Origin of the sequence: Bradyrhizobium sp. (assembly GCF_035935975.1) — a bacterium.
GTDB lineage: Bacteria > Pseudomonadota > Alphaproteobacteria > Rhizobiales > Xanthobacteraceae > Bradyrhizobium.
The window spans coordinates 21,326-36,717 of sequence record NZ_DASYWN010000007.1 but is presented as its reverse complement, the minus strand read 5'-3'; the positions used below and the strand labels follow the sequence as shown (position 1 = coordinate 36,717).

At 64.3% G+C, this 15,392-nt stretch carries 7 protein-coding genes; 3 read left to right on the top strand and 4 right to left on the bottom strand.

The features are described 5' to 3' along the window. Nucleotides 1-14 precede the first annotated feature (14 nt). Together phnD and phnC are read right to left on the bottom strand one after the other, a co-directional pair. Nucleotides 15-950 (bottom strand): phosphonate ABC transporter substrate-binding protein, encoded by a 936-nt coding sequence (gene phnD, locus VGR99_RS02000; RefSeq protein ID WP_326896626.1) that lies wholly within the window; start codon nucleotides 948-950, stop codon nucleotides 15-17. Between the two features lie 66 nt (nucleotides 951-1,016). After that, a complete protein-coding gene (phnC, locus tag VGR99_RS01995) occupies nucleotides 1,017-1,826 on the bottom strand; it encodes a phosphonate ABC transporter ATP-binding protein (RefSeq protein WP_326896625.1) in 810 nt (269 codons plus the stop codon). A 176-nt stretch (nucleotides 1,827-2,002) separates the two neighbouring features. On the opposite strand from phnC, the gene VGR99_RS01990 reads away from it, so the two are divergent. Genes VGR99_RS01990 through VGR99_RS01980 form a run of 3 tightly spaced genes read left to right on the top strand, consistent with a single transcriptional unit; the run spans nucleotide 2,003 to nucleotide 4,575 of the window. Next, nucleotides 2,003-2,668, top strand: coding sequence for a chloramphenicol acetyltransferase (locus tag VGR99_RS01990; RefSeq protein ID WP_326896624.1), 666 nt, complete (start codon nucleotides 2,003-2,005; stop codon nucleotides 2,666-2,668). Next, nucleotides 2,665-3,858, top strand: a complete 1,194-nt coding sequence (locus VGR99_RS01985; protein WP_326896623.1) for an alpha-D-ribose 1-methylphosphonate 5-triphosphate diphosphatase — start codon at nucleotides 2,665-2,667, stop codon at nucleotides 3,856-3,858. The genes VGR99_RS01990 and VGR99_RS01985 overlap by 4 nt, the downstream gene beginning before the upstream one ends. 18 nt (nucleotides 3,859-3,876) lie before the next feature. Further along, nucleotides 3,877-4,575, top strand: coding sequence for a DUF1045 domain-containing protein (locus tag VGR99_RS01980; RefSeq protein WP_326896622.1), 699 nt, complete (start codon nucleotides 3,877-3,879; stop codon nucleotides 4,573-4,575). Between the two features lie 36 nt (nucleotides 4,576-4,611). Here the strand turns inward: VGR99_RS01980 and VGR99_RS01975 are convergent, their stop codons facing one another. Together VGR99_RS01975 and VGR99_RS01970 are read right to left on the bottom strand one after the other, a co-directional pair. Further along, nucleotides 4,612-6,843, bottom strand: a complete 2,232-nt coding sequence (locus tag VGR99_RS01975) for an adenylate/guanylate cyclase domain-containing protein (RefSeq protein WP_326896621.1) — start codon at nucleotides 6,841-6,843, stop codon at nucleotides 4,612-4,614. Between the two features lie 76 nt (nucleotides 6,844-6,919). Continuing rightward, entirely contained in the window at nucleotides 6,920-14,983 is an 8,064-nt protein-coding gene (locus VGR99_RS01970) for a VCBS domain-containing protein (RefSeq protein WP_414645083.1), read from the bottom strand. Nucleotides 14,984-15,392 lie beyond the last annotated feature (409 nt).

Below are 15,392 nucleotides of genomic sequence, written 5' to 3'. Positions count from 1 at the left end.
GTCGTCCCGAGAACTCAGGACGCCTTCTTCTTACGCAGTGCGTCGACGAACTTGATCAGCTCGATCGTGCCATCCCAGTCCTTGGTGGTGGCGGGATGAAAGCCCTTCTTCTGGCCGTCCGACAGGCGGTCGAACGCGGCCTTGTCCTTGGCCGGCGCATCGAAGAATGCCTTGGCGATCGCGGCCTTGGCATCTTCCGGCAGGTCGGAATTGTAGGCATAGGGGCCGTTGATGATCGGCGCCGACTTGTGGATGATGCGGAAGTCGTCCTTCTTCATCGCCGAGCCGTCGGCGTTCTTCAGCATGTTCTTGGTCAGCATCTGCGCAAGCGTGGAATCGTCGTCGCTGGTCCACTGATTGGCGGCGACGTCGACGGTGCCCTGCGACAGCGCCAGGATCGCGTTCTCGTGGCTGCCGGTGAAGACGACCTTGCTGAAATAGGTGTCGGCATCCGCGATGCCCATCTTGTCGAGCTCGAAACGCGGCACGTTGTTGCCGGAGGTCGAGTTCGGGTCGACGAGGCCGAGGTTCTTGCCCTTGAGGTCGTCGACCTTCTTGTAGGGGCTGTTCGCCTTGACGAAAAACACCGAGTAGTAGCCGGTCGAGCCGTCGGCGTTGATGTCGTTGGCGAAGGCATCGGTCTTGACGCCGGTCAGGCGGGCGCGGGCGAACGAGGCCGAGCCGTAGCTGGCGATATGGATGTTGCCGGCGCGCTGGCCTTCGATGACGGCAGCGTAGTCGTTGGCGATGCGCAGCGTGACCTTCACGCCGAGCTGCTTCGAGAGATATTCGACGAACGGGGTCCAGCGCTCGGTGACGCCGGAAGCGTTCTCGGCCGGAACGACCGCGAAGGTCAGTTCGGGGTATTTGGCTTTCCAGTCGTCCGCGAGAGCCGAGGTGGTGAAGGCGAGCGCGGCAGCGCCGGCAAGGATGAGTCTACGAGTGATCATGATACCCTCTTGATCGGTTGGGATCGGTTGACGCGAAAACTGGCAATTCAACAGGTGCGGCGCGGCTCAGGCCGCCGCGGCCGTTCCAAGCGCCGGAACGCCCTCGGGCGCCGGGACAGGCATTCCGCCCATGACGTCGGCGGCTTCGAGATCGTAGAGCTCACGGGCGACCTGATCGGTCAGCTCGGACGGCACGCCGTCGAACACGACGCGGCCCTGCGCCATGCCGATCAGGCGATCGCAATAGCTGCGCGCCAGATCGAGCGAATGCAGATTGCAGAGCACGGTGATGCCGAAATGCTTGTTGATGCGCAAAAGCGCATCCATGACGATCTTGGTGTTGCGCGGATCGAGCGAGGCGATCGGCTCGTCGGCGAGGATGATGTCGGGCTGCTGCACCAGCGCGCGGGCGATTGCGACGCGCTGCTGCTGGCCGCCGGAAAGCTGGTCGGCGCGCTGGGCCGCGAGCGAAGCGATGTCGAACTGCTCGAGCGCGGACATGGCCAGCGCCTTGTCCTGCTCAGGCCAGATCTGCGAGAGCGAACGCCAGGCCGGAATGGTCGCGAGGCGCCCCATCAGGACGTTGGTGAGAACGTCGAGGCGGCCGACCAGGTTGAACTGCTGGAAGATCATCGCGGACCGGGCCCGCCACTGCCGCAGCTCCTTGCCGCGCAGCGCGGTCACGTCGGTGCCGTCGAACAGGATGCGCCCCTCGGTCGGCGTCACCAGGCGGTTGATAGTCCGGAGCAAGGTCGACTTGCCGGCACCGGACCGTCCGATCACACCGACGAATCCGCCGGGGGAGATTTGAAACGAAGCGTCGTCCACCGCGGCTTTTGCGCCAAAGCGGCACGTCAGACCTTCAACCACCAGCATGCAGGGCTCCAGAGAGTAGCTGGAGCCCACCGCTAACGCCGGCGCTTGACACTTGTGTGACACACGCGTTGCGGTGCGGCGATCCTACACACCTCGTCCCCTGTCATCGTTGCGTCATGACATTGTCATTAAGCAACTCGAAGAGGAGTGCCCGCCCTCGAACGTTCGGACGCAACATGGCCGGCAAGGTGCTCTCAATCCAACCGACCATCGATCCCACGGCCAGGCTGCACGAAACCAGGCTCGGTACCTATACCGAGGTCGGCGCCCGCACGATCCTGCACGAAGTGGCGATGGGCGATTACTCCTACGTCGTGAACGACGCGCAGATCACTTACACCACGATCGGAAAGTTCTGCTCGATCGCGGCGATGACGCGGATCAATCCCGGCAATCATCCGATGGACCGTGCGACGCAGGCGCATTTCACCTATCGCTCCAGCGCCTACTTCCCCGGCGAGAGCGACGACCACGAGTTCTTCGACTGGCGGCGCCAGCATCACGTCCATATCGGTCATGACGTCTGGATCGGCCATGGCGCGGTCGTGCTGCCGGGCCGCAACATCGGCACCGGCGCGGTGATCGCGGCCGGCGCCATCGTCACCAAGGACGTGCCGGCCTACACCATCGTCGCCGGCAATCCGGCGCGCATCGTGCGGCGGCGGTTCTCGGAAGAGGTTGCCGGGCGGCTCGCGAAGCTGGCATGGTGGGACTGGGATCACGACAAATTGCGTGAGGCACTGCCCCATTTCCGCAAGCTCGGGATTGAAGATTTCCTCGCAACATATGAAGCACAGGCCAATAACGGTTCTCTGGCCAGCAAGAAGAGCGCGGTCGCGTGACAGATATTTTCCTTGAAGGCGGCCGGGTCCTGATCGGCGCCGAATTCGCCGAAACCTCGCTTCTCGTGTCCGGAGCGGACATCGCGCAGGTCGATGCCTCGCGGGGCCGGGCGCGGCTCGCGATCGACGCGCGCAACCTCCTGGTCCTGCCCGGCATCGTCGACATTCACGGCGATGCCTTCGAGCGGCAGATGATGCCGCGCGCCGGCGTCGATTTCCCGATCGATATCGCGCTTGCCGACAGCGACCGCCAGGCGATCAGCAACGGCATCACCACGGTGTTTCACGCCACCACCTGCTCGTGGGAGCCGGGCCTGCGCAGCGCCGGCAATGCGCGCGGCCTGATGGAGGCGATCGAGCGGCAGCGCCCGCAGTTCGCCGCCGACACCCGCTTCCACCTGCGGCACGAGACCTACAATCTCGATGCCGAGGCCGAGATCACGGAGTGGCTCGGCGAGGGCCGCGTCGACCTGTTCGCCTTCAACGACCACATGGACGGCACGGTCGCCGACATGGCCAAGCCGCGCAAGCGCAACCGCATGGTCGAGCGCACCGGACTGTCCAGCGAGGACTTCGACAGGCTGGTCGACCGGGTCGTCTCGCGCGCCGCAGACGTGCCGGCGTCGGTGTCGCGGCTGGCCGCCGCGGCCCGCGCCGCCGAGGTGCGGATGCTCTCACATGACGACGCGACGCCGTCGATGCGGCAGGAATTTCGCGAGCTCGGCGCCGACATCGCCGAGTTTCCGGTCAATTTGGAGACGGCACAGGCGGCGGCAAGCCATGGCGACGCCATCGTCTTCGGCGCGCCCAACGTCGTGCGCGGCGGCAGCCACACCGGCTGGACCAAGGCATCCGACATGATCGCCATGGGGCTCTGCTCGGTGCTGGCGTCGGACTATTATTATCCCGCGCAGCTGCTCGCGGCCTTCCGTCTCGCTGCCGATGGCGTGCTGCCGCTGGCGAAGGCCTGGGATCTGGTCTCTGTCGGGCCTGCGCGCGCAACCGGCCTGCTCGATCGCGGCCTTCTCGCCGAAGGACGCCGGGCCGACATCCTGCTCGTGGACGACACCGTGCCGCTGCGACCGCGCCTCGTTGCCGTGATCGCCGGAGGCAAGCTCGCGCATCTCACCGATGCGACACGGCTGCTCACCGCGGCGGCAACGCCGCGCGAGGCTGTCGTTGCGGCGTAAACCGGCTATGTTCGGACGATGACAGGTTTTCCCCGCTACGCGATCTATTTTGCTGCCGGCACTGACAGCGCCCTCACCCCCTTCGGCGCCGAGCTGCTCGGCTACGATGCCTATACCGGTGACGAGCTGCCGTTTCCGCGCGACGCACTGCGTGTCGCACCCGACTGGCGCGACGTCACCGCCGATCCCCGCAAATACGGCTTTCACGGCACGCTGAAGGCGCCGATGGCGCTCGCGCCTGACAAGAGCGAAGCCGAGCTCCTGGCTGCCTGCGCGACATTCGCTAGCAAGACACGGTCAATCCCGACGATCCGCCCCATTGTCGATGCCATCAGCGGCTTCATCGCCGTCATTCCGGCCGAGCCGGTCGGCGCGCTCGAGGCGCTCGCCGCCGATTGCGTTCGCGATTTCGATGCTTTCCGGAGCGAGCTGACGGCCGAGGACCGCGCCCGGCGCAAGCCGGAGAAGCTGAGCGAGCGACAGCGCGATTATCTCGACCGTTGGGGATATCCGTACGTGATGGAGGAATTCCGCTTCCACATGACCCTGACGGGGCGCCTGGATGCGGATCGGCGCGGGCCGATCCTGGCGATGCTGCGGGAGAGGTTTGCGGGTCTCGGCTGCGATGCACTGGCGATCGATCGCCTCTCGTTGTTCAAGCAGGATGATGCCAAGGCAAGGTTCCGCATCATCGGCGAGTGGGTGTTGGCGAGCTAGCCGGCATCGCGCAACAACTTCGCTCGCCGCCTCGCGCTACTTCGTCAGCAGCGCATAAGCCCCGGTCCAGCCCTCCGGCGGTGGATTGAGCTGGAAATCCCTGATCCGCGCTTCGTACAGCTTGAAAAGCTTTTCCAGCGTATCGGCGTCTTCGCTCTTGCGCCCGCGTTCGATGGCACTCAGCGCGCCCTGCCAGTCGCGGCCGCGATAGCAGCCGAGCATCTCGATGGTGACGTTGCGCAGGCGCTGGAACGCGGCCGAATGCATCACGTCCTCGCGTCCGGCGATGGCGTAGATCACCTCCGGCTCGGTCTTGCCCTTGACCATGATGAAGTCGAGCTCGAGGATCGCGAACTTGTCCTTGGCGGCCAGCGCGGTCCTGGATCCCACGATGATCGGGAAGCCGTATTCTTTCGACTGGCCCTCCAGTCGCGAGGCGAGGTTCACGCTGTCGCCGAGCACCGAATAGTTCTTCTTCAGGTCGGAGCCCATGTTGCCGACGACGCCGATGCCGGTGTTGAGGCCGATGCCGACATTGAGCGGAATGTAGACATGGCCGCCGTCGGCGGCCTCCTGCTCGCGCTCCTTGTTGACCGCGTCGATCTGCTCGAGCATCTGGATCGCGGCCTCGCAGGCGTTGACCTCGTGCTCGGCATCGTCGAGCGGCGCGTTCCAGAACGCCATGATGGCGTCGCCCATGTATTTGTCGATGTAGCCCTTCCGCTCGATGATGACGTCCGTCAGCGGCGTCAGGAAGCGGTTCATCAGCGCGATCAGCCCCTGCGGATTCTGCTTGTAGCTCTCCGAGATCGTGGTGAAGCCGCGCACGTCGGAGAACATGATCGTCATCTCGCGCTCCTCGCCGCCGAGCACGAGCTTTTCCGGCGACTGCGCCAGCTGCTCGACCAGCACCGGCGACATGTATTGCGCGAACATGCCGCGGATCTGCACGCGCTGGCGCTGCTCGCGCACGAAGCTCGCGAAGATGAACGTCAAATAGATCGCAGTCGTCGACAGCAGCGGATAGGTGAAATCGATGAGGTAGCGGTTCTGCGCGTAGAAGAACCAGGACGTGCCGACCAGGACCGCGGCGAACATCGCGCCCGCGATCACCAGCCGCACCGGTCCGAGGTTCGGCGTGAAGATGATGACGAGGAGGCCGATCACGAGCGCGGCGATCAGCTCGACGCCGAGCGCATAGTTCGGCTGCGAGATCACAGCACGGCTCAAGACGCTCTCCAGCACCTGGGCATGGATCTCGACGCCCGGCATGGTCGATGACACCGGCGTGGTCTTGATGTCGTTCAGGCCGACCGCGGAGGTGCCGACCAGCACAAGCTTGCCGGCGATCTTGCCCGGCGGCACGGTGTTGTCGAGCACGTCCGCGGCGGAGACGTAGATCGAGGGATCCTGGCGGGCATAGTGCACCCAGAGCTGGCCGTTCCTGTCGGTCGGGATCTCCACGCCCTTGAGGCGCACAGCCTTGATGCCGGTCTTGTCGGTTCGCACCAGCAGCGTCGGCGTGCCCGTGACGACGCGCAAAATCTCGAGACTGAGCGAGGGCATGATATTGCCCTGGGCGCGCATGATCATCGGCACGCGCCGGATCAGGCCATCGCGCTCCGTCCTGATCGTGAACAGGCCGCGGCCGGCCGCGACCTGCTCGATGACCGGCACGTTGCGCAGCAGGCCGGGGAATTCGAACAGGAAGCGCTCGGCATTCTCCTCGCCGACCGTCGCGACGCCGGTGAAGGGCAGCGACTTGTCGATCTCGGACGAAATCGCCCGCTGCCCGGTCTCGCCCAGCACCACGTGCGAGCGCTTGATCGCCTCGGCAAGGATCTGGTCGTTGGTCGGCAGCTCGCGCAGCTTGGCGCGGGTGGCGTCATCCAGATAGCGCATCTGGCTTGCGACCAGATCCGGGTTGAGCCGGTCGGCCTCGGAGAACACCACGTCGAAGCCGATCACCACCGCGCCGTTGCTGGTAAGGTTCTGGATCAGATCGGCGATCCGGGTACGCGGCCACGGCCACTGGCCGAGCTTGGCAAGGCTCTTGTCGTCGATGTCGACGATGGTGACCGGCCGCACCGCCTTGTGGCGCGGATCGATCAGCTGAAACATGTCGAAGGTGCGCAGCCGCAATTCCTGAACCGGCGGCGGGTCCCAGAGCCGGATGCCGGCAAAGATGACCAGCAGCGCAAGGCACATCAGCCGCGCAAAGCCGAACTTCCGCGCAAACCACCGCCGCAGGATCTTCAGGCGTTTCATGCTGCTTGAATATCACGCATTGGCCGCCAATGGCAGCACCGATCGGGTATGCAGACGGTCGGCCGCGACCAAATGGTCATCCGGAATGGACGATGAAGTCGCTCGCGTGAAGATTGGCGGCGTTGACGCCCTTCAGGAGGATGGTGTCGGCGGAATCGATCGTGATCAGGGTATCCGCCGAGTTGCTCGGCGAGGCCGCCACGTGCTGGGCGATCCATGCAGCGTCAATATCGGTCGCCACGACAGCGGTGAGGTTGATGTGATCCTCATCGGGCGTGAAATTCAGGATCGTGTCGTGGTTCGAATTGGCGGCGAACACGAACTGGTCCTGATAACCGGTGCCGAACAGTACGTCCTTGCCGCTCGTGCTGGCGAGAGTCACCGCGCGCTCTTCGGTCAGGTTGAAGATCAGATTGACCGTGTCGGTCGCACCGTGGCCATCGGCCACGGTGACCACGACCTTGTCCGTCGCCGGACCTTCGCCCGGCTCGGAGTAGGTCAGATACTGGAGCGACGAATTGACGTTGGCGAGGGTATCCGTCGCCGATGCGGGGTCCACATAAGTGCCGGAATCCGCCGTCGCAGTCAGCGTGAAGGTTTCATCGGCGCCGGCATCGACGTCGGTGACCGAGAGCCCCTTGACGAAGATCTGGTCGCCTTCCTGCCCGACACAGACCTGATCGGTGTTGATGACAGGCGCGTCGTTCGCGCCGGTTACGTCCACCGTGAGCGTCGCGGTGTCGGTGGCACCATGCGAGTCCTTGGTCTGGACCGTGAATGTATCGGTATAATTTCCGTCCTGCAGCGCGTTGATCGCGTCCGCGTTCGGAACGTAGCTGTAGCTGCCATCGGCATTGACCGTCAGCGAACCGTAAAGCCCGCAAACCGTCGTCGCCGCGTGGTGATGCGCGTTCAGCACGGCATAGGTCAGCGTATCGCCGCTATCGGCATCGCTTCCGGCGAGCTGGCCGGTAAGATTGGTGAAGGTGTCGGCCGCAGCCGTATCCAGGAGCTTGCCGACGTTGAGATCGGACAGGGTCGGGACGTCGTTGGCGCCGGTCAGATCCACGGTGTATGTCGCCGTGGTGGCGGCGCCATGCGCATCCGTGACCTGCACGGTGAAACTATCGCAATAGAAACCTTCCGGCAGCGCGTTGATCGACGCTGCGTCGGGCACGTAGGTGTAGCTGCCGTCGGCGTTGACCGTCAGCGCACCATAATGGCCCGTCACCGTCGCCACCGCGTGGTGATCGGCGTTCAGCAAGGCATAGGTCAGCGTGTCGCCGGTGTCGGCATCGGTCCCGGTGATCTGGCCCGTGAGGTCGGAGAAACTGTCTGCGCCAGCGGTATCGGTCAGCTTCCCGATGTTGCCATTGGATAAGACCGGCGCGTCGTCGGCACCGGTGACGTTCACCTTGAACGTCGCCGTGCCGGTCGCGCCATGCGCGTCCGTGGTCTGGACCGTGAAGGTGTCCGTATAATTGCCTTCCGACAGCGCGTTGATCGCGGCGCCGTCGGGGACGTAGCTGTAGGTGCCGTCCTGATTGACCGTCAGCGAGCCGTAGAGACCCGCGACCGTCGTCACCGCATGGTTCGTCCCATCCAGCACCGCATATTTCAGCGTCGTCGTCTCACCATGGTCCGCATCGGTCCCGACCAGCGTCCCCGTGATGTCGGAGAAGGTGTCGGCGATCGCCGTATCCACGAGCGGCCCCGTGGTCACCGCGGCCAGGGTCGGCGCGTCGTTCTTGCCGGTGATCGTAACCGTCACGTCGGCCGTATCGTGCCCGCCGTACTCGTCCGTCAGGGTGACGGTGGAGACGATCTTCACCGTCTGGCCGTCGGCGAGGAAATCGAGCGCGTTGTCGGCGATCGAATAGTGCCAGGTGACGGCGCCGTTGTTCTTGCCGTCCAACTGATACGTGAACGCGGCCTTCAACGCGTCGACCTCGGCGGGCGTCAGCGACGCCGTGAGGTCGGTGGTGCCGTTGGCGGCGAGCGAGGTCACGGCCTGATCGATCTGCGTCACGGTCGGACGATCGGTCAGGTCGATGTCGGCGAAATTGATCGAGCCGCTCGCCGCCGGCGACGGGTCGATCGTGGCGGAAGCGCCGGTGGTGTCCGCCTGCTCGGAGAAGGTCGCGGTCAGCTGCGCCGCGTCCGTGGTGGTGAACGTCGGTGCGTCATCATCCGCGTGGATCGTGATCAGCGTGTGACCGCCCTCATCACTGCCCGCGAAATGCGCGTTGCGATAGTCGCCGACGAGGGTCAGGCTGATGGTCTTGCCATCGTCACCGGTGACCGTCAGCACACCGCCGCTCGCGGGATCGCCGGCATTGGGGACATAGACCGCGCTGGTGCCGGGCCCCCACTTGATCGTCGTCAGGTCGATCTTGTCGTTCACGGTCAGATCAGCGATCGAGCCGCCGAAATCCTTGGTGTCGATCTCGAGCTCGGCGCCGTCGCCGGTGAGCGCGATCGTTTGCGATACCGTGCCCTTGACCTCGAGCGTCGCGCCGGCATCGACGACGACCGAGCCCGAGGCCGAGCTCGTCAGCGAACCGAACAGCGTCAGCGTCCCGGTGTGAACCTCGATCGAGCCGGTGTCGGTATTGGTGATGTCGCCGGTAATCGACGCCGTGCCCCAGCTGTCGATGCGGCCGTCATTTTCGAGGCTCAGCCCGGTGCCGGAGATCGTGGCGCCATGCAGATCGATGTCGCCGTGGTTGATGATCGACGACGCGTCGCCGAACACGCCGCTGCCGGCGACCGTCCAGGTGCCGCCTGTATTGTTGTTGAACGTCGCGGTCCCAACCGAGATGTTGCCATCGATGTGGCCAGTGTTGTTGATGGTGATGGGCCCGCCGGTCTCGACGATCGCATAGGTCGTCGCGCTGACCGGGATGGCAGCGTCGGTACCGATCGTGCCGGAATTGTCGATCTGCGCTGTACCGGTGCCGTTCTCCTGGATGGAGATCGCCGCAAAGCCAGCCGCGCCGACCACCGAGCCGGCGTTGGTGATGTGCGTCGAGCCGGTCGCGCCCAAATCGTCCTGGTCGACATTGATGCCGACCGACGCCGTGCCGGTGATGTGACCGTTGTTGGTGACGGTGACTGCACCGCTGCCATGGGACACGATATCGAGGCCGACCGCGCCGGACACGCCGCCGCCGATGGTCGCGGTGATATCGCCGGCCCCGTTAACGCCGTCGTGCAGCACGATGCCGTCGCCGTTCTGGCCCGTGATGGCACCGACCGTCGTGAGCGAGATGCTGCCGATGCCGTTCTGGGTGACGACGATGCCGTTGTCGTGGCCGGTCAGCGCGCCGGTCGGCGTCAGCACGATGTTGCCGCCAGCGCCGCTCGTTCCGCCCGAGGCGGTGAAGTCGAGCGCATCGCCGACCGAGGTCGAGATATCGGCCGTGCCTGTGATCGTGAACGTGCCGTCCTGCGACGAGGTGCCGGTGATCGTGCCGGTGAAGCTCTGGCCGGCGACCTTGTCGAGCTGAAGCGTGTTGGTGCCGCCGGCGAAGATGATGGTCTGCGCGTCTGCGCCGCCCAGCTCGAGCGTCGCCTTGTCGTCGATGATGATCTGCTTGCCGGCGCCGGTAAGGCCGCCTGACAGGTTCAGCGTGCCGCTCTGCACCTCGATGGTGCCGGTGTTGGTGACACCGCCAGAGACCGTGTTGAGGCCGACGCTGTAGAGATTGCCGGCATTGGTCAGGCTGCCGCCATTGATCGAGACGTCGGTCAAATAGAGCTTCGAGCTGCCGTCGACCGAGATCGTTCCGCCTGTATTGATGATCGTCGCCGTCGTCAGCTTCAGCGTGCCACCGCTCACCGCCTCGATCAGGCCGTGATTGGTGATGGCGTGAAGCGTGCCGGGATCGATCGTCAGCGTGCCGCTGGTGACGGAGACCGTTCCGGTGCTGGCAACGGTGAGGTCGGCAGTGTCGATGGCGTTTGTGCCGGCCGCTTCCAGCGTACCCACGATCGTCACCGTGCCGCCGTCGATGGTCGCACCGTTGAGGTCGAGCCTCGAGCTGGAGTCGACCGACACAGTGCCGTCGGTGTTGGTCACCGTCATCCCGATCAGCTTCAGCGTGCCGTCGCTGACCGACGCCAGGGTGCCGGTGTTGGTGACGGCCTGGTGGTCGATGTCGAGCTCGCCGCTCTTCGCCTGAAGCGTGCCGGCATTGGCGATGCTCACCGAGGTCGTGGCGGTAAGCGTCAGCAGGCCGGCAATCGCCTCGATCAGGCCGCTGTTGATGATGGATGCATTGGTGACCGTCGTCGTATTGCTGGAGTCGAGCGTCCCGACGACGTTGAGCGTGCCGCCGGTCAGGCCCGCACCGTTCATCGTCAGCTTCTTGCCGGCATCGACCTTGACGGTCCCCAAATTGCCGATCGCGGTGCCTGCGACGATCGCATCGCCGAACGTCAGGGTGACGCCGTCCTCGACCGTGACGGCGCCCTTGTTCAGGGTGACGTTACCGCTGAGCTTGCTGTCGCCCGTGACGTCGATCGTGCCGGCGCCCGCGCCGCTGTAGTTGTTGATGGTGCCGCCGGCGATCTCGGTGCCGGACAGCGTCAGCGTCTGGCCGTCGTCGATCTTGATGATATGGCCGGTGTTGGTCAGGATGTCGTTGAGCAGCGTCGCGGCGCCGGCGATCTCGAGCGTCCCGTTATTGGTGATCGCTCCCTTGGACGCGGCGGACGCGCCCTTGATGGTGACACCGTTCTCGAGCTTGACCGTGTTGGCGAGCGTGATGCTGGAATTGTCGGTGATATCAGTGCCGGACACGGTGATACCGTCCAGCGTCAGCGCGGCGTCGGCAGTGATCGTGCTGATACTGACCGTTGCGCCACTGTCGATCTTGCTGGCGCCCGTGACGTCGATCGTGCCCGCGCCGTTGATGGCGCCGCCGCTGATCGTCGCATGGCTCAGTGCCAGCGCGGCATTGCCGTCGACGATGACATTGCCGATCGAATTGTCGACCGTCGAGCCCTGATCGATCGTGAGCGCGCCGTTGGCGAGCACCTCGATAGTGCCGGCATTGGTGACCGTCTCGTAGTGCAGCGCGTTGCCCGCACCGCTGACGTTGAGCGCGGCGTTGTTCTTCAGGACGCCGCTGGTCAGAATCGCGTTGCCGGTAAGATCAAGCTCGCCGTTGTTGGTGACCGTGCTGACACCCGTCGACGAGCCCGTCAGAACGAACGTACTGCCGGACTCGTCGCTGGCCTCCGCACCGAGCACGGTCGTTCCGGGCAAGATGTTGAACCAACCACCAGTGATCGTCGCGCCGTTGATGGTCAGCTTGCCGCTGGCATCGACGGTCACCGCGCCATTGTTGGTGACGCTGGAGCCCTGGTCGACGGTCAGCCAGCCATTGGCCAGCACCCTGATCGTGCCGCTGGGAGCGTTTAGGACGGTTTCGTGAGCGAACTCGGTCGTACCCTTGACGTTGACCGTGCCGGAATTGTTCAGCGTGCCGTTTTCGATCAGGCTGGTGCCGTCGAGCTCCAGCGTGCCCAGAATGGTGACGGTGCCGCCGTCGACCGTCGCGGTATCGACGATCAGCATCGTGCCGGCATCGGCCTTCAGCGTGCCGCCGGTGTTGTGGATCGTGGCCAGCGTCTTCAGCGTGCCGCCCGACAGCTCCATCGTGCCGGAATTGGTGATCGTGGTGCCTTTGGCGAAATCGCCGCCGCCCTGCAGCGTCAGATAGCCGCCATTACTGAACACGCTCGTGTCGAGGATCTCGGCCTTGCCGCCGACGAACATCGAGCCGGCGTTGATGAAGATCGAGTCCGCGCCCATGTTCAGCGCGCCGGCAATCGTCAGAGAACTCTGGTTGATCACCTTCGGCGGCGGCCCGCCAAAGTCGTTCATCGTGATCGACTTGGCGTAGGCCGCGGTGTCGATCGTCACCGGGTAGGACGGCGTCAGGCCGTGCAGCTGATCGGTGATGACGATGACGTCGTCGTTGATGGTCGGGACCGTCCCGGTTTCCCAGTTGACCGCATCCTTCCAAAACCCGCCGGAGGGTGCGCCGGCCTTGTCGGTCGCGATCCACACCACCGCGGGCGCGTCGGTGCCCGTGATCTCGACGGTGATGGTCTGCGTCGAGGTCGCGCCTTGAGAGTCCGTGAGCGTCACGGTGTAGACCAGCGTCAGCACCTGGCCCTTCGGGATGAAGTCGGCGAGATAGACCGGCAGGTCGGCCATCGACCAGTTGATGGTGCCGGTGCCGCCCCCGGTGCTGTCGGCGCCCGCCGCGATCGCAACCGACATCGCTTTCTGGAACGCCGCGAGCGGGCCGGGCGGGACGCTGCCACCTGGCAGCGTGGCGCTGGTCAGCGCAACCGATACCGTATGCGTGTCGGTGAGATCGACGTCGTCGAAGCTCAGCGTGCCCGAGGTCGGCACATCGCCGGTCAGCGGACCGCCGGGCACGCTGGTGCCGCCCTCGAAGATGATGGTCGGAACGCTGGTGGTGATCACCGGCTTGTCGTTGGTGCCGGTGATCGTGATGGTGATGTCGATGAACGAGGATTCGGGGTTGACCGCGAAATTGTTGTTGACGCGGATCTTGTAGGTCAGCGTCAAGGTTTCGCCGGCGGCGAGGAAGTCGAAGACGTGGTCAGGGATCGTGTAGGTCCAGACCGCCGAGCCGTTGTTGTTGTTGGCCGGGTTGGGGACGACCTGGATATCGATCTGCGTCGCCGCGATATCCTGCTTCTGGAGGTCGGTGAGCGAGCCGGTGACGTCCTGCTGGCCGGCATTCTTGTAGACGTAGTTCGGCGCGTCGGCGAGGCTCACGCTCGCCGTCGGCTGGTCGCCGAGGTTCTGGTCGACGAAGGTGATCCGGCCGGAGACCGTATCGCTGGCGACAGCATCGCCAGTCCCATCCGCGCGGTCGCCGGTCGCGTTCGCCTGCTCGGTCAGCGTGAACGCGGTCTTCACATTGCCGTTCAGGTCGAGGCTGCGCGAATCGGGCGGGCCGGGAATGCGGGTGCTGCTCGCCGGATTATGGCCGGGCGTCTCCGCCCCCTGCAGATTGAGGTTCGTGAAGATCGCGGTCGCAGTGGTGCCGTTCTGGGTCTTGAGGAGGATGCCGTCGCTGACCGGCGTGATCGTGTCGGTGAAGTTCGTGGTCAGCTTGGTGTTGGTATTGTCGGTGAACTTCAGCGTGAACACGTCAGTGATCAGCTTCTGAACGTCCGGCGACATCAGCGCATTGCCGATCGTGACGTTGCCGCCGCTGATCTGGATCATCTGGCCGGCCTGGTTGACCGTCGCGATCGGCAGCAGCGTGACCTTGTCGAACAGGATGTAGGAGCCCGTCGTGCCGTTCGGCTCGACCAGCACCTGGAAGCTCGCCTGCGGCTGCGGATCGCCGCCGCCGGCGGGAACGACGAAGTTGATCTGGGTCAGCACCGCCGTGCCGCGGATGCCCATGGTGGCGACCGGCGTATCGATCTTCATGTCGCCGTGCTTGGCGGTCTCGCCGGCGACGAAGGTGATGGTGCCCGCGACCAGGCTGAGCAGCGAGGAATTGCTCGACCCGTTGGGGTCGTAGACCATCTCGTTCAGCACCATCCGCGCATTGGAGGACAGGCCGAACACGGTGCCGTCGATGAAGGTGATGCCGAGGGTCGAGTCGGCGCCGGTCGAGACGACGTCGCCCTTCTCGACGTTGTCGCCGTTGTTCAGGATGACCGAGACGCCATTGCGGATCGCGGTCGCGCTGCCGGCGAGCTTTGTGACGTGGCCGATGACCTGGGCTGCGGCGATGCCGGAGGCAGCCTGCGCATATTGCACATGGCCCGTGAGTGCGTTGACGGTGTCGCCGCTGAGGTGGGCGCCATCGGGTGAGGCGATCGCCGCGCGCTTGTCGCCCCTGAAATAATCGTGAACGACGAACTCGTGGCCGTCATGGGACAGCACGAGATCGACACCTGCGCGCTTGAATTCGCCGTTAAAGATCAGGTTCGGATCGGGAACAATGAACGCGCCATCGGGCACATGGCCATGCGCCTTGGCCGTGAAGGAATCGACATGGCTCGACGCAGGCAAGCGGGAACCCTGAGCAGCATCCAGGGAGTTCGCGGCGTCAAATTTGCCAGCGTAATTCAACCGCGCACCGTAAAAAGGGTTAAAATCTAAGTAAGTATCGACCGCCTAAGCTTGCATAGCATTACCAAGTCCTTAGCGAAACCATCTATTGCTTGTGTGATTTCGCATCACTTGGTCGCCAACGACTATGCCTACGGCGACACCCACAGATAAGCTGAGGTATATTTTCGAATATTTTGCAGCCAAATTCGGCTTATTGCGCACATTTCCAGTCATCCAAAGTAATCAGCGGCACAGATCGACCGTCAGATACTTGTGTCATCTTTCCTTCGCAGTGCCCCGGAACATCCTGCGGCAAATACGGAGTTGAATCTGTGACCCAACTAACAGAACCCGTGAAATAGCGGGCTGTTAGCCATAGGACGCAGATTCGGCCTTCCCACAATTTCTGCCTGCAATTGATTCCATT

Excerpts from the sequence above, each read along its gene's own strand:
- phnD (WP_326896626.1), bottom strand. The coding sequence starts at position 950 with ATGATCACTCGTAGACTCATCCTTGCCGGCGCTGCCGCGCTCGCCTTC.
- phnC (WP_326896625.1), bottom strand. The coding sequence starts at position 1,826 with ATGCTGGTGGTTGAAGGTCTGACGTGCCGCTTTGGCGCAAAAGCCGCG.
- VGR99_RS01990 (WP_326896624.1), top strand. The coding sequence starts at position 2,003 with ATGGCCGGCAAGGTGCTCTCAATCCAACCGACCATCGATCCCACGGCC.
- VGR99_RS01980 (WP_326896622.1), top strand. The coding sequence starts at position 3,877 with ATGACAGGTTTTCCCCGCTACGCGATCTATTTTGCTGCCGGCACTGAC.
- VGR99_RS01975 (WP_326896621.1), bottom strand. The coding sequence starts at position 6,843 with ATGAAACGCCTGAAGATCCTGCGGCGGTGGTTTGCGCGGAAGTTCGGC.